The sequence below is a fragment of the Gordonia sp. L191 genome, assembly GCF_030077625.1.
Taxonomy (GTDB): domain Bacteria; phylum Actinomycetota; class Actinomycetes; order Mycobacteriales; family Mycobacteriaceae; genus Gordonia; species Gordonia polyisoprenivorans_A.
Genome location: NZ_CP125996.1, coordinates 300,916 through 322,122 on the forward strand (window position 1 = coordinate 300,916; position 21,207 = coordinate 322,122).

The 21,207-nt window shown below is 64.8% G+C and carries 19 protein-coding genes, 4 pseudogenes and 1 other annotated feature; of the genes and pseudogenes, 7 read left to right on the forward strand and 16 right to left on the reverse strand.

Going from position 1 to position 21,207, the window contains the following annotated elements:
* Positions 1 to 6: 6 nt before the first annotated feature.
* Positions 7 to 1,601 (reverse strand): annotated as a pseudogene (locus tag QNM97_RS01400) (HNH endonuclease signature motif containing protein).
* Positions 1,602 to 2,255: 654 nt separating this feature from the next.
* Between QNM97_RS01400 and QNM97_RS01405 the strand changes: the two are divergent.
* The 3 genes from QNM97_RS01405 to QNM97_RS01415 are packed head-to-tail and all read left to right on the forward strand — an operon-like array spanning position 2,256 to position 4,276.
* On the forward strand, positions 2,256 to 2,654 hold the full coding sequence (locus tag QNM97_RS01405) for a RidA family protein (RefSeq protein ID WP_208792662.1): 399 nt from the start codon (positions 2,256 to 2,258) through the stop codon (positions 2,652 to 2,654).
* Between the two features lie 14 nt (positions 2,655 to 2,668).
* Positions 2,669 to 3,871 carry a winged helix DNA-binding domain-containing protein gene (locus tag QNM97_RS01410; protein WP_283821272.1) on the forward strand — a complete coding sequence of 401 codons (1,203 nt, stop codon included), beginning with the start codon at positions 2,669 to 2,671 and terminating at the stop codon, positions 3,869 to 3,871.
* Between the two features lie 6 nt (positions 3,872 to 3,877).
* Positions 3,878 to 4,276 (forward strand): AAA family ATPase, encoded by a 399-nt coding sequence (locus QNM97_RS01415; RefSeq protein ID WP_283821273.1) that lies wholly within the window; start codon positions 3,878 to 3,880, stop codon positions 4,274 to 4,276.
* Between the two features lie 112 nt (positions 4,277 to 4,388).
* Here the strand turns inward: QNM97_RS01415 and QNM97_RS01420 are convergent, their stop codons facing one another.
* The 6 genes from QNM97_RS01420 to QNM97_RS01445 all read right to left on the reverse strand — a co-directional run bounded on the left by QNM97_RS01420 (position 4,389) and on the right by QNM97_RS01445 (position 8,653).
* Positions 4,389 to 5,783 carry an IS1380 family transposase gene (locus tag QNM97_RS01420; RefSeq protein ID WP_283821274.1) on the reverse strand — a complete coding sequence of 465 codons (1,395 nt, stop codon included), beginning with the start codon at positions 5,781 to 5,783 and terminating at the stop codon, positions 4,389 to 4,391.
* 137 nt (positions 5,784 to 5,920) lie between these two features.
* Positions 5,921 to 6,184 (reverse strand): ATP-binding cassette domain-containing protein, encoded by a 264-nt coding sequence (locus QNM97_RS01425; RefSeq protein WP_283821275.1) that lies wholly within the window; start codon positions 6,182 to 6,184, stop codon positions 5,921 to 5,923.
* Entirely contained in the window at positions 6,181 to 6,690 is a 510-nt protein-coding gene (locus QNM97_RS01430; RefSeq protein ID WP_349632343.1) for a FecCD family ABC transporter permease, read from the reverse strand. The genes QNM97_RS01425 and QNM97_RS01430 overlap by 4 nt, the downstream gene beginning before the upstream one ends.
* A complete protein-coding gene (locus QNM97_RS01435; protein ID WP_283821277.1) occupies positions 6,575 to 6,817 on the reverse strand; it encodes a hypothetical protein in 243 nt (80 codons plus the stop codon). The genes QNM97_RS01430 and QNM97_RS01435 overlap by 116 nt, the downstream gene beginning before the upstream one ends.
* Positions 6,818 to 6,824: 7 nt before the next feature.
* Positions 6,825 to 7,961: a sensor histidine kinase gene (locus tag QNM97_RS01440; protein WP_283821278.1), complete on the reverse strand. Its 1,137-nt coding sequence runs from the start codon at positions 7,959 to 7,961 to the stop codon at positions 6,825 to 6,827.
* Positions 7,958 to 8,653 carry a response regulator transcription factor gene (locus QNM97_RS01445; protein ID WP_283821279.1) on the reverse strand — a complete coding sequence of 232 codons (696 nt, stop codon included), beginning with the start codon at positions 8,651 to 8,653 and terminating at the stop codon, positions 7,958 to 7,960. Before QNM97_RS01445 ends, QNM97_RS01440 begins: the two co-directional genes overlap by 4 nt.
* A gap of 253 nt (positions 8,654 to 8,906) precedes the next feature.
* On the opposite strand from QNM97_RS01445, the gene QNM97_RS01450 reads away from it, so the two are divergent.
* Positions 8,907 to 9,908 (forward strand): alpha/beta hydrolase family protein, encoded by a 1,002-nt coding sequence (locus tag QNM97_RS01450; protein ID WP_283821280.1) that lies wholly within the window; start codon positions 8,907 to 8,909, stop codon positions 9,906 to 9,908.
* An 18-nt stretch (positions 9,909 to 9,926) separates the two neighbouring features.
* Positions 9,927 to 11,225, forward strand: a complete 1,299-nt coding sequence (locus QNM97_RS01455) for an alpha/beta hydrolase (RefSeq protein ID WP_283821281.1) — start codon at positions 9,927 to 9,929, stop codon at positions 11,223 to 11,225.
* 40 nt (positions 11,226 to 11,265) lie between these two features.
* Here the strand turns inward: QNM97_RS01455 and QNM97_RS01460 are convergent, their stop codons facing one another.
* From QNM97_RS01460 to QNM97_RS01470, 3 genes are all read right to left on the reverse strand, one after another.
* Positions 11,266 to 13,047 (reverse strand): ABC transporter ATP-binding protein, encoded by a 1,782-nt coding sequence (locus QNM97_RS01460; RefSeq protein WP_283821282.1) that lies wholly within the window; start codon positions 13,045 to 13,047, stop codon positions 11,266 to 11,268.
* Positions 13,048 to 13,091: 44 nt separating this feature from the next.
* The gene (locus QNM97_RS01465; protein ID WP_283821283.1) at positions 13,092 to 14,369 is read right to left on the reverse strand and encodes a cation:proton antiporter domain-containing protein; all 1,278 of its coding nucleotides are present in this window, start codon (positions 14,367 to 14,369) and stop codon (positions 13,092 to 13,094) included.
* Positions 14,370 to 14,638: 269 nt separating this feature from the next.
* Positions 14,639 to 15,909 (reverse strand): IS3 family transposase gene (locus tag QNM97_RS01470; protein WP_283823066.1). Its coding sequence is split into 2 segments (ribosomal slippage): positions 14,639 to 15,633 and positions 15,633 to 15,909, totalling 1,272 coding nucleotides; the frame shifts between segments, so codons are not numbered across the junction.
* Between the two features lie 90 nt (positions 15,910 to 15,999).
* Between QNM97_RS01470 and QNM97_RS26560 the strand changes: the two genes are divergently transcribed.
* Entirely contained in the window at positions 16,000 to 16,227 is a 228-nt protein-coding gene (locus QNM97_RS26560) for an integrase core domain-containing protein (RefSeq protein WP_502874973.1), read from the forward strand.
* Positions 16,228 to 16,439: 212 nt separating this feature from the next.
* On the opposite strand, the gene QNM97_RS01475 is transcribed toward QNM97_RS26560, so the two are convergent.
* A complete protein-coding gene (locus tag QNM97_RS01475; RefSeq protein ID WP_283821284.1) occupies positions 16,440 to 16,688 on the reverse strand; it encodes a hypothetical protein in 249 nt (82 codons plus the stop codon).
* 52 nt (positions 16,689 to 16,740) lie between these two features.
* Positions 16,741 to 16,863, reverse strand: coding sequence for a helix-turn-helix domain-containing protein (locus tag QNM97_RS01480; protein ID WP_283821285.1), 123 nt, complete (start codon positions 16,861 to 16,863; stop codon positions 16,741 to 16,743).
* 52 nt (positions 16,864 to 16,915) lie between these two features.
* On the opposite strand from QNM97_RS01480, the pseudogene QNM97_RS01485 reads away from it, so the two are divergent.
* Positions 16,916 to 17,512, forward strand: a pseudogene (locus QNM97_RS01485) (IS3 family transposase); the annotation flags it as partial.
* Positions 17,197 to 17,326, forward strand: a sequence feature (AL1L pseudoknot). (Overlaps the previous pseudogene by 130 nt.)
* Here QNM97_RS01485 and QNM97_RS01490 read toward each other — a convergent pair.
* The 4 genes and pseudogenes from QNM97_RS01490 to QNM97_RS01505 form a co-directional block, all read right to left on the reverse strand.
* Positions 17,513 to 18,262: pseudogene (locus QNM97_RS01490) on the reverse strand (transposase family protein); the annotation flags it as partial.
* 54 nt (positions 18,263 to 18,316) lie between these two features.
* Entirely contained in the window at positions 18,317 to 18,787 is a 471-nt protein-coding gene (locus tag QNM97_RS01495) for an IS3 family transposase (RefSeq protein ID WP_283821286.1), read from the reverse strand.
* A 142-nt stretch (positions 18,788 to 18,929) separates the two neighbouring features.
* Positions 18,930 to 19,256: a transposase gene (locus QNM97_RS01500; RefSeq protein ID WP_283821287.1), complete on the reverse strand. Its 327-nt coding sequence runs from the start codon at positions 19,254 to 19,256 to the stop codon at positions 18,930 to 18,932.
* A gap of 567 nt (positions 19,257 to 19,823) precedes the next feature.
* Positions 19,824 to 21,133 (reverse strand): annotated as a pseudogene (locus tag QNM97_RS01505) (ISL3 family transposase).
* Between the last annotated feature and the right edge of the window lie 74 nt (positions 21,134 to 21,207).

Sequence of the window (21,207 nt, forward strand, 5' to 3'; positions counted from 1 at the left end):
CGGGAGTCACCGCGGGTAGGTGACGATGATCTGCCCTGTGTGCCGGTTCCGCCACTCCACCCTCCGGTCGGTGTAGAGCGTCGGTACCCATTCGGCGAGGTGTTTGCGCTGGTGATCAGCCCGACACAGCGGGATCAGATCACCGAGCACCGTCCAGCCACCGGCCTCGGGGTCGGCATGGTTGAAGGGTCGCCAATGGTCGAGGTCGCACAGGTGTGAGAGCATCCCGCAGTACGGAAACCGGCACCACGCATCGTTGGCCAACACCTCAGCGCTGCAGTGTCGCGCTGGGTGCATAGGTCAATGCCCCAAGGGGTGGCACGGTGTGACCACCGTGTCCGGTCGGATCCGCCGGCGGGGCTTGGGGCCGGTCGGAGATTTGCGGGATCAACGGTCCAGCCGCACGTACGGATTCCGGGTAGTGGATGGTTTTCGCGACGTCGGCGAGGGTGGCCGCGTAGTCGGGGTCGATGGGTCCGTATCCCTGCAATCGGGGTACGAGAATCCCGTCCGGGTCCGTCACCACCGTCAACACAGGTGCGCCAGGTACGACCAGGGCCCGCCCGAACGCCACCCGGCACCTCATCCGGGGTAAAAGGTTCAGTCGGGTCCGGGATCTCTGGTTCGGCGACCGGCTCGATCAACTCGACGTCGGGAGCGTCGGCGTCGATAGGTTCGGGGAACAGGTCGTCCCACGCTGCGGCGTCGTCGGCGTCGGCGGGTGTTTCGGCCGACCCGTTGCTGTCGGTGCCGCTACCTCGTTTCGGGCAATCATCTTGTCCGCATGCGCAGTCGAGGTGCGCTCCCGGGACGCCGGTGATCTCTCCGAGTGCGATGACCCGCAGTGATCCCACGCGGCGGGGGTCTTTGCGGCAGGTCCGTTCACCGACCAGGGCGTTGATCTGGGCGGTGAGGAACACCCCGTAGTGCGCGGGGACGACCGCATCCAGAGCGGAGTGTCCGGCGACGTCGGGGGTGATGGTGACGTGTCCCACCAGGTCGGTGATGGTGTCGCGGTCCTCGATCACGCTGTCGGGGTTCATCGAGATCAGTGCGGCATCAAGCTGTTGGGACAGCACCGGATCGGTGGTGGCGCGGGACCCGTAGTCCAGGACGATCTCTTCGAACGTCATCTCCTCGTTGTCACCGGCCTCGTCACCGCCGTTGCTGTCGGTGTCGGTGTCGGTGTCAATATCCCCGCCACGCTGCGCGGCCCGCGCCATGATCGAGACCCGGTTGGTGGAGAGTTCCCCGTTTAGGTAGGCGGCACGGATGAGCGGGAACTTCTCCAACAGATCCGCCAACGCCACCCAACTCCCGGCCTTGCTACGGGAGACCGTGAACTGCAACGACACCTCGGCGCGGCCGAGTCTCTCGGCATGCTCGATCACCGAACCCCACACACCGCTCTCGGGCCGCCCGGCCAGATGCTCACGAAACACCCGCTCCGCCAACGCGGCAGCAGTCAGGACTGTCCGGGCCTCGTACTTGCGCGATTGACGCAACAACTCAGGGCCGGTCTCGGTGAGCTCATCCCGTGTCATGGCTGCGATCGCGGCGGCATCGGCATCCGGATCGGTGAACGTCAACGTCGTCGACACCAAGTACCTCCCCTCCCGCGATCGGTGATCCAACCTATGGGCACAAGTGTACGAAGAGGTACCGACAAAACCGGTCCGACGAACGCCAGACCGGGGAAATCTGTGGACAACCATTTTTCCACTCGTCGAGTGGGCGTCGATGTGGTTGCGATACTTGTCATCTCACCGGGTCTCGAGGCTCGCCGCACGCGGCTCGCACCTCGACCACCGGGGGGACGGAGCAAGCGTCGGGAGGTGGAAGCGCTCCACCGTCGGGGGGAAGGGTGACAATCGGTCAGGAAGCGCTCCGGCGTTCTACTCCGATGGTCGAGGTGCCGAGGAGCGCCAGCGACGAGCCTCGAGACCCATCTCGCCGACGGTGTCCGCACCACCCGCGAGCCGAACCAGCTCCGGCGCAAGCGGTCTCGAGGCTCGCCGCACGCGGCTCGCACCTCGACCATCGGGGGGCGGAACGAGCATCGGCGGGGTAAGGGGTGAGCATCGGCGGTGGAAGCGCTCGACCATCGGGGTAAGGTGGCGAGCATCGGCGTTGGAAGGGTTCCACCATCGAGGGAAGGGGCGAGCATCGGCGGTGGAAGGGTTCGACCATCGGGTGGCTAACGTGAGTGCGGCGAACATGCGGGACGCCGGCTTCCGCGACGGTAGGATCGGCGCATGTCGAGAGTGCGCCTCAACGGTTCTACGACCCTGCACGACGGTGGTTTTCCGTATAGTTCGACGGTGTCGCCGGGACCGTTGCTCTTCACGGCCGGGATCAGCCCGCTGGATGAGAACGGCGCGGTGATCGCGCCCGGTGATGTGGTCGCGCAGGTGCGCGCGTGCCTGGGGAACCTGGCGGCGGTACTGGGCGAGCAGGGGGCGACGTTCGGTGACGTGGCAAAGTTGACAGTCTATGTGGCAGAACATCTTCAGGCGGATCTGTACGTCGCATGGGAAGCCGTGAGCGCCGAATTCGACGCGGTACCGCCGACGATGATGATGGGTGTGTCGGTTCTGCCGTACGACGGGCAGGTCGTCGAGGTCGATGCGGTGGCCGCGCCGCCGCAGTCGTGAGCGGGGGAGCGACCATGAGTGGTGCGCGACCACGGATCACCGATACTCAACGCCGAAACCGGTTGCTGCGCAGGCACTGCCTTGTGGGAGGACATCACGCTGCGTCGGTGGTCGAGGCTGCGGCTGCCGTCGTCGGACTGCATGCGACGACACCGTCGACGGTGTATCTCTCGGCATGGGCGCGGATCGACGGTTTCAGTACCGACACCATGGATGCGGCTCTGTACGGTGACCGCACGCTGATCAAGCAACTGGCCATGCGCCGAACGCTTTTCGTGTTTCCTGATGGCATCCTTCCCGACGCGGTCGGGGCGATCGGCGCGCGGGTCGCGGCCTCCGAGCGAACCAACATGCTGCGTGACCTTCGCCGCGCCGAGGACGTCGCCGATCCCGAATGGTGGATCGATGACGCGCGTGCCGCGGTGCTCTCCGCGTTCGCCGACGGCACCACGATGACGTCGGCGGAACTACGTGCTCGCGTGCTGGAATTCGATCGACAGGTCATCGTCAGCCCGGGCAAGTCATACGGCGGTCCGAGTCCGCTGATTCCGCGAGTTCTCAACATGTGCAGTGCTGCAGGAGAAGTCGTACGCGGTCCCAACAACGGGGGCTGGCACGTGTCGAGGCCGTCGTGGTCGGCGATGGACCGCTGGCTCGGCAGACCGCTCGACGTCCCCGATCCCGCCACCGCACACATGGCACTCATCCGGCGATGGCTCGCGCGATTCGGTCCGGGTACCGAGACCGACCTCGTCTGGTGGCTGGGTTCGACCAAACGCGATGTGCGTCAAGCACTGGCATCGCTCGACGTCGTCGAGGTCGATCTCGACGACGGCTCCGTCGGCTACGTCCTCGCCGATGACCTGCCCGGCGGCCCCGACGATGATCCGGTGTCGCCCGAAGCCCTCCTGCTGCCCGAACTCGACCCGACGACCATGGGTCACAAGGTGCGCGACTTCTATCTCGGCCCGCATGTCGATGCCATCTTCGATCGCAACGGCAACGGCGGTCAGACGGTGTGGTGGGACGGGCGGATCGTCGGCGGCTGGCATCGAGAGGCTGGCACACGGGTAGAGGTCCACCTCTTCGAGACGTTGCCCGCGGCTGCTCGTCGAGCCGTCGCCGCCCGCGCCGACGCCCTGTCCGAGTGGCTCGGTGAGGTGCCCTTAAGGCCCGGCTACCCACCGCCCTACCTGCGCGAACTGCGGGCGCGATGAATTCCGGTGCCGTCGCCGGTCAGTCTCTGGAGGTCCGCGCACCCACACCGCGCACACCCACACCCAGGAGGTTCCGATGACCGCACCAACCCACCCGGAAGCCGACCGAGGTCTACCGCCCAGAATCTCGACATCTTGCCTGGGGGATCGAAGCTTGAGGAATTGGAGGACATCCTCATAGGGCGCTCGCGTCGAGCAGGTAGCGACGGCAGCGTACTCGCCGAGTCCCTGGCACCGATCGCTGACGACTACGACGACCTCATCATCATCGACACCCCGCCGACACGCCCTTACCTTTTGAGCCTCACGCTCGCCGCCACCCGGTGGATCTTGATCCCCGGGATTAGCCTCGATGTTTCGCGGGGTGACGCTCGCCGCGTGAGTTGGTCCGGGTGGTTGGTCTGAGGACCGGATTCCGGACCGGGGCCGTGAGTGTGTGGCCGAGCGTCGGTGGGCGTCGGGGTTCACGGCCCCGAAGTGGGTTGTCCTTTCAGTCGTGGGTCAGGCTGGCCGGGGGTCAGCCGGGGTCGGGAAGTGCTGCGAGTCGGGTGAGTCCGTCGAGCAGCAACTGGAGGTGGGGTGCGGTGGCGGCGAGTTTGAGTCGGGTTCGCCGCGCGTGGCGGGTCAGTCGGGCGGCGATCGAAAATAGTTGTAGTCGTAGCCGTTTGGGTTCCCACCGCCGGGCGGGGGTGGTCGTGAAGGCGAGCATCTGCGTCCAGGCGATCAACTCACACGCCACCGCGATGATGGCACACCAGATGCGGTTCTGATCGAACCCGTGCAGCGGAAGGTTCGTCAGTCCGCAGTCTTTGGCGGTGCGGATGCGGTCCTCGCAACGCGCACGCCGCCGGTGGCGCAGTTCGAGCTCGGCCAGCTGGCCGCGGGGTGTGTTGGTGGCGAACGCGGTCAGTCGCATGCCGTCGGAGTCGGTGAACCGCAACTGCGCTCCCGGATGCGGGCGCTCCTTTCTGACGATCACCCGCATGCCCTCGGGCCAGCCCGAAAGGTCCAGCATGCCCGTCAGTTCCGCGACCCACGCCCCGTCACGTTCGACCCCGTCGGCGTCGTAGGCCGGGGTCCACGCCTCAGGTAGTAGTCGGTCGATGATCTCGGCGATGGCCTCGGTGAGTCCGAATCCGACCGAGTAGGCCAACCGCCGCCTGGTCAGATACTCCAGGAATTCGTGGGTGCTGCCGGCCGAATCGGTGCGGATCAGCACCGTTGTGCCGACCCGATAACCATCGATGCCGGGTACTTGGGCCAGGGCCTGTTCGACGACGGTGATGTGATCAGCAGCGGTGTTCGACCCGGCGTTGCCGGGCCGCAACATGATTGCGAGTGGTTCACCGGTGCCGGCGGCTTGGTGATCGACGAACGCGCACAGCGGGTGAAACCCGAAGCCTTTCTTCCAGTGTGGCGTCGCCTGCTCTTTGTCGGAGTGTGCGGTCACCAAGGTGGCGTCGAGATCGATGATCAACGGATGCCGCACATCGCGGTCGTGGTTGGGGGCTGCGGTGCCGGCGGCGGTCCACGCCTGCGCGCGGGCTGCGGCGCGGGCGGCGTTGATAGCCGACAAGGCTGCCGGTGCGTCGGCGGCCAGCGTGGAGATCAGTCGCGACACCGTCGGATCCGAGGCCACCGGCCCGAACACGCCCGGGTCGGCACGCACCTGGTTGATATCAGCCAAGCAATCGCCGCCCAGGGCGACCGCGACGGCGAGGTCAAGCACAATCTTGCCCGGATCGTGAGTGGCCAAAGGTTTGCGCCACGACGCCAACCCGGTCGACAAGTGCCTGCTCAGACCGGTTTTCTCGGCCGCCCGCAGCAGGACCGTCGCCCCGGCGTGCGACACCACCCCGGTTCCGGAGCCATCTACAGACAACGACGGGTAGCACGACGTAGACTTACTCACCTGAATGGTGCTCCTCGAACTGCTCTGATTGTTACCTTCGCAAGTTCAATCATCGCAGGTCAGGGCACCATTCTTTATTCACGACACGAAATCACCGTGAAAGGCCGAGGCTAACGCCATGCTCATAGATCTTCCTCTCACTGACGAGCAACGGACTTACACAGACCATCTGACACCACCTTGCGCGCACCAACCGACCACACGTCGAGCACGCGACCTTCGGCAGGCCGCAGCATCCTATAGACAGTCCGCAACAGAGTGGACTTCCCGCTTCCATTGGGGCCGACGACACCGACGATGTTCGCGTGCGCCGACAGCGAAATGCTGCCGACGATTCGCCGCCCGGCGATATCCACGCCGACACCCACCAAATCCAGCGCGGCCCGGTCTGATCCATTCATCGCTCACGCTCATCGTGTCCGGATCTGCGCAACAGCCACAGGAAGTAGGGCGCACCCACCACAGCGGTCAGCATGCCGACAGGGGTCTCACTGGGCGCGAGGACCAGCCGCGCACCGATGTCGACCACGACAAGGAGCAGACCACCGGCAAACGCTGAGGTCGGCAGCACCCAGCGGTGATCGGACCCGACAAGCATCCGGACCGCATGCGGGACAACGAGCCCAACGAAACCGATCGCACCGCTCACCGCGGCCGCGGCCCCTACGAGCAACGAGGTGATGATAAAGAGCGCCAACCGGATGCGCGCCACGTCAACTCGGAGACTCGCCGCCGTCTCATCTCCGATGAGAAATGCGTTGAGGACGGAGCTGGACTTCTTGGTTGTGCGGTCACGACACCTCGGTGAATGAGTCATAGATATCGATCGAACTGATCGTCGGCGCCGGACAACCCTGATCAAGCTCGCGAACTCGATGGTCGGCCACCTCGAGATGCTCCACGTCATGCAACAACGCCACCCTGCCCTCGGCATACGGGCTCGGCCAGCGCTCGAACGGCTTCATCAATCCAGGGCCATCGGGGCGCGGTGTCATCACCCGGACCTCACCGTAAACCTCCCGCTTCTCCGGCACGCCGCGGTCACCGACCGGAGAGCCCTTTGACCGGAAGGGAAAGGGCCACTTCGAATCCGCCGTCCGGTCGAGGTCCGGCGTCAAAGGTCGCGCCGAGCAGCTCGGCGCGTTCTCGCAAGCCGATCAGCCCCTCCCCGGTCCCCGGGAGGTTCAACGCGGGCCGGGCGGACGGGCGGTTGACAATGCTCATGCACACACTGTTCGGATCGCTACGAAAGCTGATCGTCGCGGAGGCGCCCGGCGCGTGCTTGCGGATGTTGGTGAGGGTCTCTTGAATCGTCCGGTAGATGGCGCGTTGCCACGCAGCCGGAAGCTGCTCGGGCAGTTGCCCATCCACGTCGACGTCGATGCCCGATGTGGAGATCAGTGAATCCACCTGGTCGAGGCTGGGCTGGGGTCGTGTATCGGACCGTGAACCCCCGGAGGCGCGCAGCACGATCACCAGATGCCGGAGTTCGTCGAGCGTGGCCACGGCCAGCCGACGGATGGTCGTCGCCTCCGTCCGCACCCGATCGTCGATATCGCCGACGAGCATGGTGGCGGCACGAACCGCGATGAGACTCACGTGGTGCGACACGACATCGTGCATCTCGCGGCCGATCTGCGCTCGCTCACGCGCAAGTACCGTCTGCGCGTAGAGCTGACGTTCGTGCTCTTGCGCCTCTCCCACCTCGACCAGCTTCTGACGCAGTTCGCTTTGCACCATTGTCAGTCGGCCGAGTAACGCCGGAGCTGCCGAGCCCGCCAAGAAATACGCGAAATCGACGATGTTGCTGATCTCCATCGTCGGCGACGACGTCGGCAGAGATCCCGCGAGCGCAGCGACCACCGCGCTGGCAACCACCAGCCATGTTTGCGTTCCCACCGCAGCCACACAGAACAGGGTGATCGCCGGCGCCGCAATCGCTCCCACGACGCTCAGCGCGGGAAGGCTTGCGACGAAGGCCACCAGTGGCCAGCGGTGACGTACCAGGACCGCGGCACCGGCGGCGGCACCGCTGGCGATCGTCGGCAACGTTGGCGCGGTGTCACTCCCGATAAGCGCGTAGGCGAAGTCCGCGGCGGTGATCGCCAGCAGTCCCACCGTCACCACGATTGGGTGCACCCGCTGCCACCGAATCCCGAAAGGCGCCGTGGCGGTCATCGATCGGGGCTCTCGTCGAGCAGTCCGGCACGCTGTGCGAGCAATGCGATCTCGACTCGACTACCGACGCGCAGCTTGGTGAGGGTGGCGCTGATGTGGTCCTTGACGGTCCCGACGCTCAAGTGTAATTGCTGACCCACTTCGGCATTGGTCATCCCTCGCGCGACCAGCCGTACGACGTCTCGCTCGCGCGCGGTCAGCATGTCCACCCGGGCGATCTGCGGGTCTTCGGTCTGCGATGTTCCGTGGTCGGTGGCGCGCAACAGTGCCGCGTTCGCCGCAGCGGAGAGCACCACACCCCCGGAGGCGAGAGTACGTACGGCGTCGGCGAGGTGATCGGGGTCGGTGTCTTTGAGGATGAATCCCGCGGCGCCGGCATGTAACGCCGTCAAGATGTAGTCGTCGGCGTCGAATGTCGTCAGCATGGCGACGGTCGGTGCGTGATCGAGTCGGCGCAGCTGTGGGAGCACCTGCAGTCCGTCGATGTCGGGCATGCGGATGTCGAGCAGTACCACGTCCGGGCGGGTTCGCGACACCACAGCCACCGCGTCGGCGCCGGTCGCGGTGCCGACGACGTCAATGCCGGCGTCGGCGTTGAGGATGAACTCGAATCCCGATCGGATCAGTGCCTCGTCGTCGATGACGACGACCCGGATAGAGGCGGGTTCGCTCGACGACTGCAGCGATGACACCGCTTCTCCTCGTGTGTTGTTTCGATCCGTTACGGCAGATTACCGCGCCGGTCTGTATCACCGTGCCCGACTCAGCCCCACGGGTCCAGAGTGTGCGAGGCGAACCCGCTACTCGGCGGGGGTAGGTCTAGCCGATCGGCCGAGTTGGTTTAGCTCGCGGACGGTTACGACGTCCAACGGTGCCGAACAATACTCGGTGACGCGTCGGCCGAAGGGCCGCAGACATTGTCCCCGTGAGCAAGGACGGTCGCTGGTGACCACTCTCGCAACAGAATGCGTGCGGTACCTCGGCGTACCTCGTCGGCGTCGCGTCATCCAGGTCGCGCTGACCGCACTGCTGGGCATCGCTGTCGCCGTGCTGGTCGAGGGCTGTGTCGCGCCGACGGGCGAACGCTCACAGACCGGGCCGCTGCGGCCAGGGTCGGTCAGCACGGTCGATTACCTCCCCGGAGGTGATCCATCGCAGAATATCGGCACGCTCTATCTTCCGAAGACGGCCTCAGCCCGAACGCAGGTTCCCGTCATCGTGCTGATCCATGGCGGCGGTTGGAAGGCCCGGGTGGGCAAGGACGTCCTCGATGCCAACGCGCGCGATCTCCGGGACCGCGGAAATGCGGTGTGGAACATCGAGTATCGCCGAGTTGGACGCGGCGGGGGTTGGCCGACGACGTTCAGTGACACCGCATATGCCGTGGATCACCTCGTAGAGCTCAAGCGCCGTGCCCCGATGTTGAACCTCGATGACGTCGTGGTCGTCGGGCACTCGGCCGGTGGACAACTGGCCGTCTGGACGGCATCACGCGGTCTGCATTCCGAAAGCGGACCCGGGCCGGCGCCACGCATCGTCCCCAAGGCCGTCGTCTCGCTGGCCGGCGTGCTGAACATGGCCAGTGACCGCACCCGGATCACGCGTAATTCCGGCGATGCGCTGGGCGGTCCGCCGAGTCGATTCGCCCGGCGGTACGCACTGGTGAATCCGATCGAACGGATCAATCCGGAGGTGCCGGTGTTCGTGGTGCACAGTCGCGACGATGCCGTGGTGCGGTATCCGGTGGCAACCGAATACCGCGACCGAGCAGTGGCCGTCCACGCTCCGGTCACCCTCGTCACGGTTGATCATGTCGGCCATGGTGGCCTCGTCTCGACGCAACGTGGATGGTCCTCGACATTGTCGGCGATTCGTGCAGCCCAGTCGGTCGCACACTCAGGCAAAACAGTGACGGTGACCACCTCTGCTGTGCGGGGTCGTCGATAGTGCAGGGCGGTACCCGCGATGGTCACTGACAACCTCGCCGTCGTCGACCTTCCGTTGCTCTCACCGTGGATCACCCCCGCCGTTCTGATCGTGGCGGCCGTGGTGCTCGTGATGGCAATCTGGCGGCGTTCGAACCGTTGGCTTCGCTACTGGTCGATCGGCGCGGCATCGCTCGCCGTCGCTGGGGTCGCGGGAGTCTTCGCCATGTTCCAAGACAGCGGGATCGGCTATCGCAACGCGCCGTTCCCGTTCTGGATCTCGGTCGGGGCGGTGGGTATCGCGGTGGTGACCGCGGTGGCCGGAGTGCCGCGCGGGCGATGGTGGCAGCGGCTGTCGGCCGCCGGCGCCATTCCTGTCGCGGTGGTTGCGATGTCATTGGTGAGCAATCAGTGGTTGGGCTACTTCCCCACCACCGACAAGGCGTGGGCGACGATCTCGGGGCAGCCGGTGCCCCGGCAGGTCGAACTCGCGGATCTGACAAAGCTGCGCGGCACCATGCCGGCCAACGGGCGAATCCTGCGCCTGCCGAACAAACTCGGCCCCAGCGGTTTTCGTCACCGTACCGAGTACGTCTACCTGCCGCCGGCGTGGTTTGCCGGTAACGAGCGGCTGACTGCGGTGGTGATGGTCGGCGGGGTGCTCACGACACCCACCGATTGGATACGTGCAGGCAATGCGGTCGATGCCGCCGACGCCTACGCTCGCACCCACCGGGGCGTCGCCCCGATCTTGATCTTCGTCGATCCGACCGGCTCATTCGGCAACGACACCGAATGCGTCGACAGCCCGCGCGGCAAAGTCGAGAGCCACATCGTCACCGACGTTGTGCCCTGGGTGGCAAGGAATCTGGGTCAGCCTGCCGGGTTGCGCTTCATGATGGCCGGATGGTCGATGGGCGGCACGTGCGCGGTGACGCTGGCATTGCGCTCGCCGGAGGTCTTCGGCGGCTTCGTGGCGATCTCGACCGACCGTCGGCCCGCGGTGGGCGACAAGGCAACCACGGTGCGCACTCTGTTCGGCGGCGACGAACACCGCTGGGCCGAACACGATCCGATGTCCGTCATGCGGTCGAACCCACGACGGCTGCGCGGGATGTCGGCGTACTACGCCGCCGCAGGTGACAAGATGCGCACCATTCGTGGGGTGCGCACCTGGTCGTCCTCGGAGATCGACACCGCACGCGATCTGGCCGATGCCGGACGCACTGCCGGGCTCACCGTCGCCACGTACTTTGTCCGTGGCGGGCATACCTGGCCATTTGCCGCCCAGGCTTTCGCGTCGGCATTACCGTTCCTCACTCGCCCGGACCCACGCTGAGACATCCGTCGAGCTGAGTCACCGAGCATGCCGAGACTTCTCACACCGCGATGCGGAGTGCGGCGACGAGCTCGCGGTAGAGAGCATCCTCGTCGACGAGTTGTCGGTGAGTTCCTCGCGCGCGAATGCGGCCGTGCTCCAGAACGACGATCTCGTCGGCATCGATGACGGTCGACAAGCGATGCGCGATGGTGACAACAGCTCGATCGCGGGCGATCCGCTCGATCACCGCATGCACGGCAGCCTCGGTTCGGCCATCGAGTTGTGCGGTGGCCTCGTCGAGCAGCAGGATCTCGGGGTGACCCATCAGAGCGCGCGCCAGCGAAAGACGTTGCCGCTCACCGCCCGACAAGGTCGTAGCAGCGATCTCGGTATCGAGCCCCGCACGAAGCTTCTGTACCCGCTCCGCCAACCCCACCTGCTCGAGCGCTGCACGCATGGACTCATCGGCGGCATCGGGGACGGCGACCGCGAGGTTATCGCGCACCGTCCCCGGGATAACTGGGGTATCTTGCTCGACGTAACCAAACCTGCGACGCACCGCATCGAACGACAACGCCTCGTACGGTTGTCCGTCGAGTAGCAATTGTCCTTCGCTGGGCTCGAGGAAGCGCAGCATCAGGCTCATCATCGTCGTCTTGCCCGATCCCGACGGTCCGACGATCGCGACATGACCACTCCGGCCGATCGACAAGTCAATGCCATCGAGCACCCGTGGCCCCTGCGGTTGGTAACGGGCTCCAACACCACGGAATTCGAGTACTGTCGGGCCCTCGGCAGCCGACGCCGCCCGCCCGCCCCGCACGCGCGTGGTCGGTGCAGTCCCGGTCGATATCGATCCATGCTCGACGTCGATCTCACGGGCCTCGCCGATCCGGCCGGCCGCGGCAATACCGGCCTGCAACTGGGTGACGTTCGTCGTCATCTCGGTGACCGGCTCGACGAGCTGAAAGGCGTAGAGCAAGAAGGCCACCAGGCTCGACACGGCGAGCGCACCGGCCTCAACACGCCACGCACCGAAGGCCAGCACGAGGATGACCGCGAACTGGATACCCGAACCGGCGACGGTCCATGCGATCGCCTCGATGCGCACGGCCCGAATCCCCTGTCGCGCCGACTCTTCGGCATCAGCGGAGAGCCGGTCGATCTCGCGCTGCTCGGCGCGGGCAATCTTCACCGTCCGGATCGCGCGGAGTCCGCCTTCCAATCGGCCGCCGAGGCTGCCCAAGGCACTCTGCGCCGACTGCTGGGCGACGGCGATGCGCGGCATTAGCACAGCCACGACGAAGCCGACAACCACCACCGCCCCCGCGGTCACCGCCAAGAGTGTCACGTCCAGGAATGCCATCACCACCACCGACCCCGCGATCGCAATAGCACTGTTGACGATGTGGATCAGGCTCGAGGACCCTGCCTCGCGCAGCAACGTGGTATCGGAGGTGACGCGAGTGACCAGTTCGCCGCTGGATCGCCCGCTCAGCGACTGCACCGTGGCACGAAAGAACCTGGTAATCAGCGAGATCCGGGCTTTCAAGACGACCTCTTCGGCCAACGTGCCCAGCAGAACCCATTGGCATAGTGCCAGTGTCGCGCCGACGACCAGTAGCGCCACCAGTACTCCGACGGCAACCGCGGTGGAATCACTGTGCCCCGAGACGCTGTCGAGCACGCGTTTGATTGCCAGCGGTGTGGCCAGCGCACTGCCCGTCGCACCGAGGCCGAGGACCAGCGCGAGGATCAGCTTGCCGCGGAAGGGCGCCACCAGGCTCAACAGCAGCGACAAGCGCGGCAGCCGTCGCTGCGGGGTCTCATCGATAGTCACTGCACCATGCGTCATTTCGGCCGTGCCAACGTCCGAACTCGTGGTCATGTTCGACTCCCTGCCTGCTGGTCACTGCGAGTACGGCGGCGACGTCGGCGATCTGTCGGTGTGGTGGCAGGGCCGTAGAGTGCCCTGATGACTATCGGCGCGCCCATGCCGTGAACAAGCAGGCTGCCCAAGACGATGATGCATGTGGCCGAGAGCACCGCGATTCCGTCGTCACCCGGCAGCGCGTTGAATGCGATAAGCCCGAACACGATCGAGGCCGCGCCGCGCGGTCCCATCGTTGCCATGAACGTGCGGTCGCGCCAATTCACGCGGCTTCCGGCCAGCGACAACAGCACTGGAACCATCCGTCCGAGCGTGAGCACGAAGCCTGCCAACACGATCGCCGGCCACCAGTCCAGCGCACCGGCGAGCAGCGCCACCGATGCCCCGCCGAATGCCAACCACAGGATGAGGTTGGTCAGTTCCGCGACGTCCTCGGCCAGCCGGAAGTCCGTGCGCACTTCGCTCTCCGATCGGTTCCGCGACAACGCGATCCGCACCGCCACGCCACACACGAAGGACGAGACGAACCCGTTGCCATGTGCGAGGACGGCAAGGGCAAAGGTGAACATCGGCAAAGCGAGGATGCCGAGCCGGGTACTGCGCTCGTCGCTCCATCCTCGGGCGGCTGCCAGACGGAACAGCCATCCCGCGGCGGTGCCGACCACCAGGCCGACACCGACGGCGATCGCCCCCGACGGTGCCGCCTTGAGAAAGACACTGATCGCCTGGTCCCCGGGGTCTCCGCTCGTTATCGCCAGCGCCAGTGCCGCGAGCAGAAAGGGTGAGACGAGTCCATCGTTGTACCCGCTCTCGATGGTCAGCCAGCGTCGGACGGACTCCGGAATTCGCCGATTGCGGATGAGCGAGATCTCGGGCGAGAAGTCAACGGGCACGGCCAAGCACGAGATTGCCAGTACCGCAACAACCGACAGCCCCAGCGGCAGCGAGAGTCCGACAATGACCACGAACAGTAACGACAGCGGCAGAGCTATCGCCAACAATCGGATCGGGACAGCGGTGAGATGTGAGCGCACAGAACCACGGACGTCGATGGCGTCGACGAACAGCAGCAGCGCGAGAATCACCTCGGCGAGGTACAACGCAAGCTTTGAGTCGAAGAATGACAAGGCCCGCTGGTGGAACAGCCAGCCGGCACAACCACCGATTGCCACCATCAACAGCGGACCGGTGATCGTCAGGCGCAGCAGCAGTTGGTGACCGGCCGCCCACACGAGCAGAGAGCCCGCAACGATCAACACAACGGTGGTCATCGGGACGGACTCTCCAGGTTGCACGCACCGCAGAAGGGCACATGATGGGTCGGACGGCTCAGCGGCACAGGGATATCGCTGGTTGCGAGACTACCGGGGCGGAAGTGCTCGCACGGTTGTTCTCCGCACCTACCCGCCGACCGACGGGGGAAGTTCCGCCATCTGGCGGGGGTCTGACCGCCGGATTGGAGGGGAAACTACTCGCCAACCCACAAGCCCCCTAACACCGCCAGCTCGATGATTGATCCGCTCCGGCGTTTCCGGAGAGCTCAGGTTGTGAGTGCCCCCTCCGGATTGAGGGTGCGCATGTGATCGTAATGGAGTCGCTCAGCGTGGTCGGGGGTGAGGTCGTCGCAGTAACTGTGTGGGCGTTCACGGTTGTAGAACGCCACCCATTCGGCCGTGCCCAGTGACAGTTCGGTCGCGCCGTGAAATCGCGGCTGGTTGTCGACGAGTTCGTTCTTGTAGTCAGAGTTCACCGACTCCGCGAGCGCGTTGTCGTAGCTATCCCCAACGCTGCCAATAGAAGCCGCGATGCCTTCCTCGGCCAACCGCTGCCCGAACACAATCGCTGTGTACTGCGATCCCGCGCCTGAATGGTGTATGAGTCTCGTTAAATCAACTACACCGCAACGCTTTCGGTTGTCTATCGGGTTGTTGATGGCATCGGTAATCAGGTTCACTGTCATTTCCGAGGCCACTTTCCAGCCGACAATCTTGCGGGCGAACACATCGATAACGAACGCCGTGTACGCCCACCCCGACTCGGTGCGGCAGTAGGTAAAATCGGCTACCCACAAACGATTTGGTGCCGCAGCATAGAACTGTCTGTCGACCAGATCCGCCGGCCGCGACGCTGCCGCATCAGGGATGGTCGTACGCACTCGCTTCTTCTTACTCCCGCCATGCCATCCCATCTCCCGCATCACTCGTTCAACAGTGCATCGAGCAACATCAATACCACTGCTGCGCAATACTATCCATGTCTTGCGTGAACCCAGAACCCGCATCAGCGGTCGCTTCCGGCGCAAAGCGAAGATCGCATCGATGACCTGCGCATCGGCGAACATGCGGGCGCTCGGCCCGCGGTTGATGTGATCATAGTAAGTGGACGGGGCGATGTGGATACCATGCTCGCAGAGCACGGCGCACATCGAATCGACGCCCCAGACAAGGCCATCCGCACCCACCTGGTGTCCCTGGTGAGTGCGGATGAACTCCACAATTAGCGGTGTGGCCGGTCGATCTCGGCCGCGAAGAAAGCCGACGCCGCCTTCAGGATCCCGTTCGCTCGTTTGAGCTCGGCCACCTCGCGCTTGAGTCGTCGAATCTCCTCGCTATCGGCCTTGGCTGGCGCGCTGGCGGCGCCCGACGGCGCCTTGCGCACCCACTGGCGAACCGTCTCCGCCGAGCCGACTCCGAGCAAATCCGCAGTCTTGCCCATCGCCGCCCACTCGGTGGACCCCTGAGCCACCAACTGCTCGACCATGTCCACCGCGTCGCGCTTCAACTCATCCGAGTATCGCTTCGATCCTGCCACTGCCATAGGTTTCATTCTCCCTTGAGACGAACCCTCCGGAAACACCGGGACGGATCACAGGCCTGCACACGCCACGGGTTGCTGCGCTCGATGGGCGAGACCGGTATCTGCTGGGATAACGCCGGCGCAGAGTCGTTGTGGTCGACGGTCAAGCACGAATACTATAAGCGACACGCCTTCACCACTCGCGCGAATCTTACTGCAGGACTGAACAATTACGTCCGTTTCTACAATCATGACAGGAGGCACAGTTCGTTAGGGATGATCTCACCCATCAACTTCGAGATCAGCTCGCACGCAAGTCAGCAATCAAGCTAACCGTGTCCATTTTTTCGGGGGAACCCCAGACTGCCGTCGGGGCGGTCGGCTCAGCCAAAGCCGCCACATTGCGCACCCTCAGCGAACGATCCCAGCATGTGTAGTCGCGTAGTTGTCCGTCACCAGGTGCAGCTCCTGTTGCGCATCTTCGGTGACTCCGCCGCGCGCGCTTCAACTCAGCCGAGTACCGCTTCGATCCCGCCGGGAGGGGATCAGGCGCTGCCGGTGGAGAGTCTATGTACACACACCTGGCACAGGCGCCGCCAGGTGTCTTCGTCGATTCCTGCGAAGGAATCGTAGGTAGCCAGGATATGTCGTAGCCGTTCGAAGTAAGTGAGCTCCGAAATGCCGAACGTCACGAAGATCTCGTCGCTGCTGCCGCCGCCGAACGGAGCCCACTGCACTGCGAACGCGACTATTTCGTCCTGGTCCTCGTGTTCGGAATTCTCGCGCTTCACCACCTGCGCATGATCGCGCAGTCACAGCGTGTCGGAGGTACTTTTGGGGAATCTGCTAATCAATCCCATACCCCCCCAAACCGTCCTCAGCGAACCGACGGCGCCACGCCCGCACCGTCGCCGGACGCACCCCAACCTCCTCCGCGATCACCGTGTTCGCCACGCCATCACCGGCCATTGAATCGTCCTGGGTCTGGTGGAGACCGTGATCTCACCAGGAGAATACGGATATGGGAGCACCACGGAAGTTTGATCAGGAGACCCGGGAGCGGGCGGTGAGGATGTATCGGGATCGGCTTGCCGAGCCCGGCGAGTCCAAGTCAGGAGCGCGTCGTCATGTCGGGGAGTTGCTCGACATCAATCCGGTGACGCTACGCAACTGGATCGAGAAGGACACTCCGATCGTCTCCGGATCGGGGACGACGGTGGCCGCCCATGACGCGGAATTGCGTGAACTTCGGCGGGAGAACGCCGAATTACGCAGAGCCAATGAGATTGTGAAGACAGCGTCGGCGTTTTTCGCCGCGGCGGAGATCGACCGCCGACTTCGTTGATCGTCGAGTATATCGACGCTGGCCGCGCCCAGTTCGGGGTCGGTCCGATCTGCCGGGTACTCACCGAGTACGGAATGCAGATCGCCGGAGTCCACCTACTACGCCCACAAACAGCGGGGCACGATCTCGGCAGCGACACTGTCCGAGGCGTATGCCGCGCACGCCGTCTACCAGCAGTGTGAGAAGAACCGCAGTGTGTATGGGGTGCGCAAGATGTATCACGCGATGTGGCGTGCCGGTCACATGATGGGACGCGACCAGATCGGCCGGCTGGCGCACGGTGACTGACACCTGGGCGCCGGCCCGGATCGCGGTGGTGACCGTGCGGTGACCGTAGAACGCAGAATCCGCCCGCAACAGAACCGGTCCCGACGCGTCGTCGGATCGCAGCCGCGCGAGGGTGGCCAGGGTGTCGGCGATCAACCGGTGCGCCCCGCGGGCGGAATTGCAGGCCCCTTTACGCAGCCGTTGAGCCGCGATCACCGGAGCGCCCTGGTCGGTGGTGAGGGTGGTGATCGCCGAGTTCAACCCACGCACCTTCGTGTACCCGAACCCGGCACCCTGCTTGGCTGGGCCGTGGACTTCGATGATGGAGTCGTCGATATCGACCATCACCGGCCCATCGATCCCGGCCAGTACCGGAGTGCGGGCATGCAGGCCGGCCAACACGCGTGTGGCGATCGCATCCATTTGGCGGACATGACCGAACCGGAACTCCCGCAAAAACGATCCCAGCGTCGACGGGGCATACGGGTGGTCGAACACCCGGCCCATCGCCCCGTGCCGCAGTACTGCCATGCCGTCGATGCTGTCGGCACCGGCCACCATGCCCGCGACCAGCGAGAACACCTTCCGATCTGGGTTGGCGCCCTTGTCGGTCGGCACGCTCAGATGCTCGTGCGCCAACCCCAACAGACCAGCCTGTTCGGCCAGCGCCATCACCGGCACCAACCCGGCCGCGCCGAGCAGATTCGGGTCATCACACAAGGCAGACCGGACCGGATGGCTATGAGACAATCGCATCTACGAGATGCCCTTCTGCGTGTACCGATGGAACCCTAAGCAAGTCCCATTCTGTCACCCAGACAGGGCATTTCGTCTCTCCCTCACCGCCCACTTCCACACAAATCGGTGGATCGAGGCTAAGGCGTCCAATGCGAGGTCGGTGTGCATCGTGGTCGAGACCTGCCAGCCGACGACCATGCGCGAGTACACGTCGAGGATGAACGCCGCGTACACCCAACCGGAGTGGGTGCGGATGTAGGTCAGGTCCGCCACCCACAGCGCGTTGGGTGCCTGCGCGGTGAACTGCCGGCCGACTCGGTCGGCCGGTTGCGGGGTTTCGGCGCCGTCGCTGCGGGTGGTCCTGCGTGTCTTCAACCTCGGTATCCCGTGCAGTCCATCGGCTGTCATCAATCGTTCGACGGTGCAGCGCGCCACGTCGATATCCTTTCTGCGTAGTTCGGCGTAGACCTTGCGGGCACCGTAGACGCCGAGATTGTCGGCGTGCACGGTGCGAATCTCGCCGAGCATCTCCCGGTCACGCACCGTGCGTGGCGCCTCGGTCTTGTTCGCACTCAGGTGGGCTCGTACCGTGGACGCAGCGATCTGGGCGGCCGTGTCGCGTAGGGCCGCGCAGATCGGATCGACTGGCGTGTTCGTCGCGAGAAGCGGCGACGAACACGCACGATCAACGCTGTGGGCGGTCGATCTCCGCGGCGAAAAAAGCCGACGCCTGCTTCAAGATCGTGTTCGCCCGCCGCAGCTCGCGGTTCTCCCGCTCGAGCTGCGCGATCCGCTCGGAATCGCTGCTCGTGGTCCCCGGCCGCTGCCCGCCATCGATTTCGGCTTGCTTGACCCAGGTGCCTAGCGCCTCCGGGTGCGCACCGAGTTGATCGCCGATCCGTGTGAACGCTCCCGGCCGTGTGGCCGGGTCCTTGCGGGCTTCCACCGCCATCCGCGTCGCTCGCTCCTTCAGCTCAATGCTGTACTTCCGAGGTGCTGCCATGCTCTCCATCCTTCACAGGTTCGAGAGCCTCCGACGAACCCGGGGCGATTCACAACATGACGACCGCGGGACCGGCAACTACGCCGCTGCCAACCACCAGGCAGGCCGCTTGCTCATCGAACTTGACGCCGCGGACTTTTTTGGCTGGGGCGACGCCGGGATCGGCCACCTATTCGGCGACCCGTCCGAGATCGCCTCCGGAAACACGACAACACTCCGATACCACTGGGACTGCACATGAACCGATAACATCCACTCACCGTCACCATGAACCGCTGGCAGGATCGGTGTCGCCGTCCTGGTTGAGTGTGACTCGTGAATGGCCTGGCCCCTGTGAAGGGTGCTCTTCTCAGGATCTGTCCACTTGGCCGAGGGCGGCGGCGGCCCGGTCTTGCTTCGGTGGCTTGATGAGAAGCCTGCCCGACTCGTTGCCGCGAGTCGTGGCCCGTGACAGGCCTGCCTCGACCTGCTCTTTCCGGGCTGACGCCGCCCAACGACGTCGTCTACGGGAAGGAATCAACGTCGCCATGCCCATCGTCGCAGAGCAGTATGCGGCATTTGTTGGCTCTTCCGGATTCAGAGTGCGTCCAGGTGTTCTGCGAGCTGTCTGAGTGGATGAGTGACCGCAAGATGTAGTGGGTGAGGTTGCGGAAGCCCAGGGCGATGCCGCGGAGGTGTTCGAGTCGGTCGTTGATCGCTTCGACGGGGCCGTTGGAGGCGCCGGTGTCGAAGTAGGCCAGGATCTCTTTGCGTCGAGCCCACAGCGATCGGCCGAGCTGGGCGAGTTCGGCCAGACCGGCCGGCAGGCCGGTGTGGATCTTCTTGAGCACCTTGTACATCAAGATCTTCCCGTCCCGCTTGCGTTCCTGGTCGTAGGCATCGATCAACTCTTGATAGATCGCGTAGGTGACCGAGACGGCCAGATGCTCCTCGTGAGCGTCAAGGCCGGTACGCAGTCTGGTCTTCTGCTTGTCGGTGAGCAACCCGATGCGGGTGAGCAGAGTCCGTCGGATACCGAACAACGGATCCCCGGACCGGCCACGGTGTCCGCACGTAACCTGTTGCACGCGTTGACGACATAATGTGAGTTTCTCTGCGGCGAGGTGGATCACGTGGAACGGATCCATCACCGGGCGCGCCTTGTCGAGCGCTTCATCGGTGGCTGTGCGATAGCCGGTGAACCCGTCCATCGCGACGACCCGGATGCGGTCGCGAAATGACTGATCGCGGGCACCGAGCCAGGCCTTCAAGACGGCTTTCGACCGGCCAACGACCATATCCAACAACCGGGCCGCCCCGGTGCCGTCAACGACCGGGGTGAGGTCGACCAACACGGTGACGAAACTCGAATCGCCCTTGCCGCGAACATGTTTCCACTTGTGCTCATCGACCCCCAAGACTCGCACTCCGGCCAGACGGGCCGGTACCGACGCCAGGGTGTGGGCCGCATCGAGGGCCAGAGTGTTGACGGTGTTCCAGCTCAGCCCGACCGAGGCAGCGACAGCCGACACGCTCATCTTGTCGAAGATCATCGACCGCATGATCCAGGCGGTGGTACGGCGAGTGACCTGGGCTCGCGGCGCCGCGATCGTACTGATGTCGGCTCGGAAGACCGATGTTGTGCACTCGGCGTTGGTGCAAGCGTAACGCGGCACTTTCAGGTGCAGGCGCGTCGGATGCCCGACGATCGGCAGATCAGCAACCTCACGGTCCACGTGATCACGCAGTCGACCGGCCTGCCCGCACGACGGGCACGCGTCTTTCGGGGCCACGACCTGGCAGAACAGGTGTGTCTGGTCTTCGGCATCGATCGCGGCGTCGGTGATCGTCACGCCAAGTTCGATGGTGCGGCAAATGGTGTCGGCAATAGCGCTACGCTGCGTCATGGGTCGGTCCTGTCGGTGTCAGGCTGGTTGTGTCAGAGCTTTCATCCTCACACCGCAGGACCCGCCTACACCTT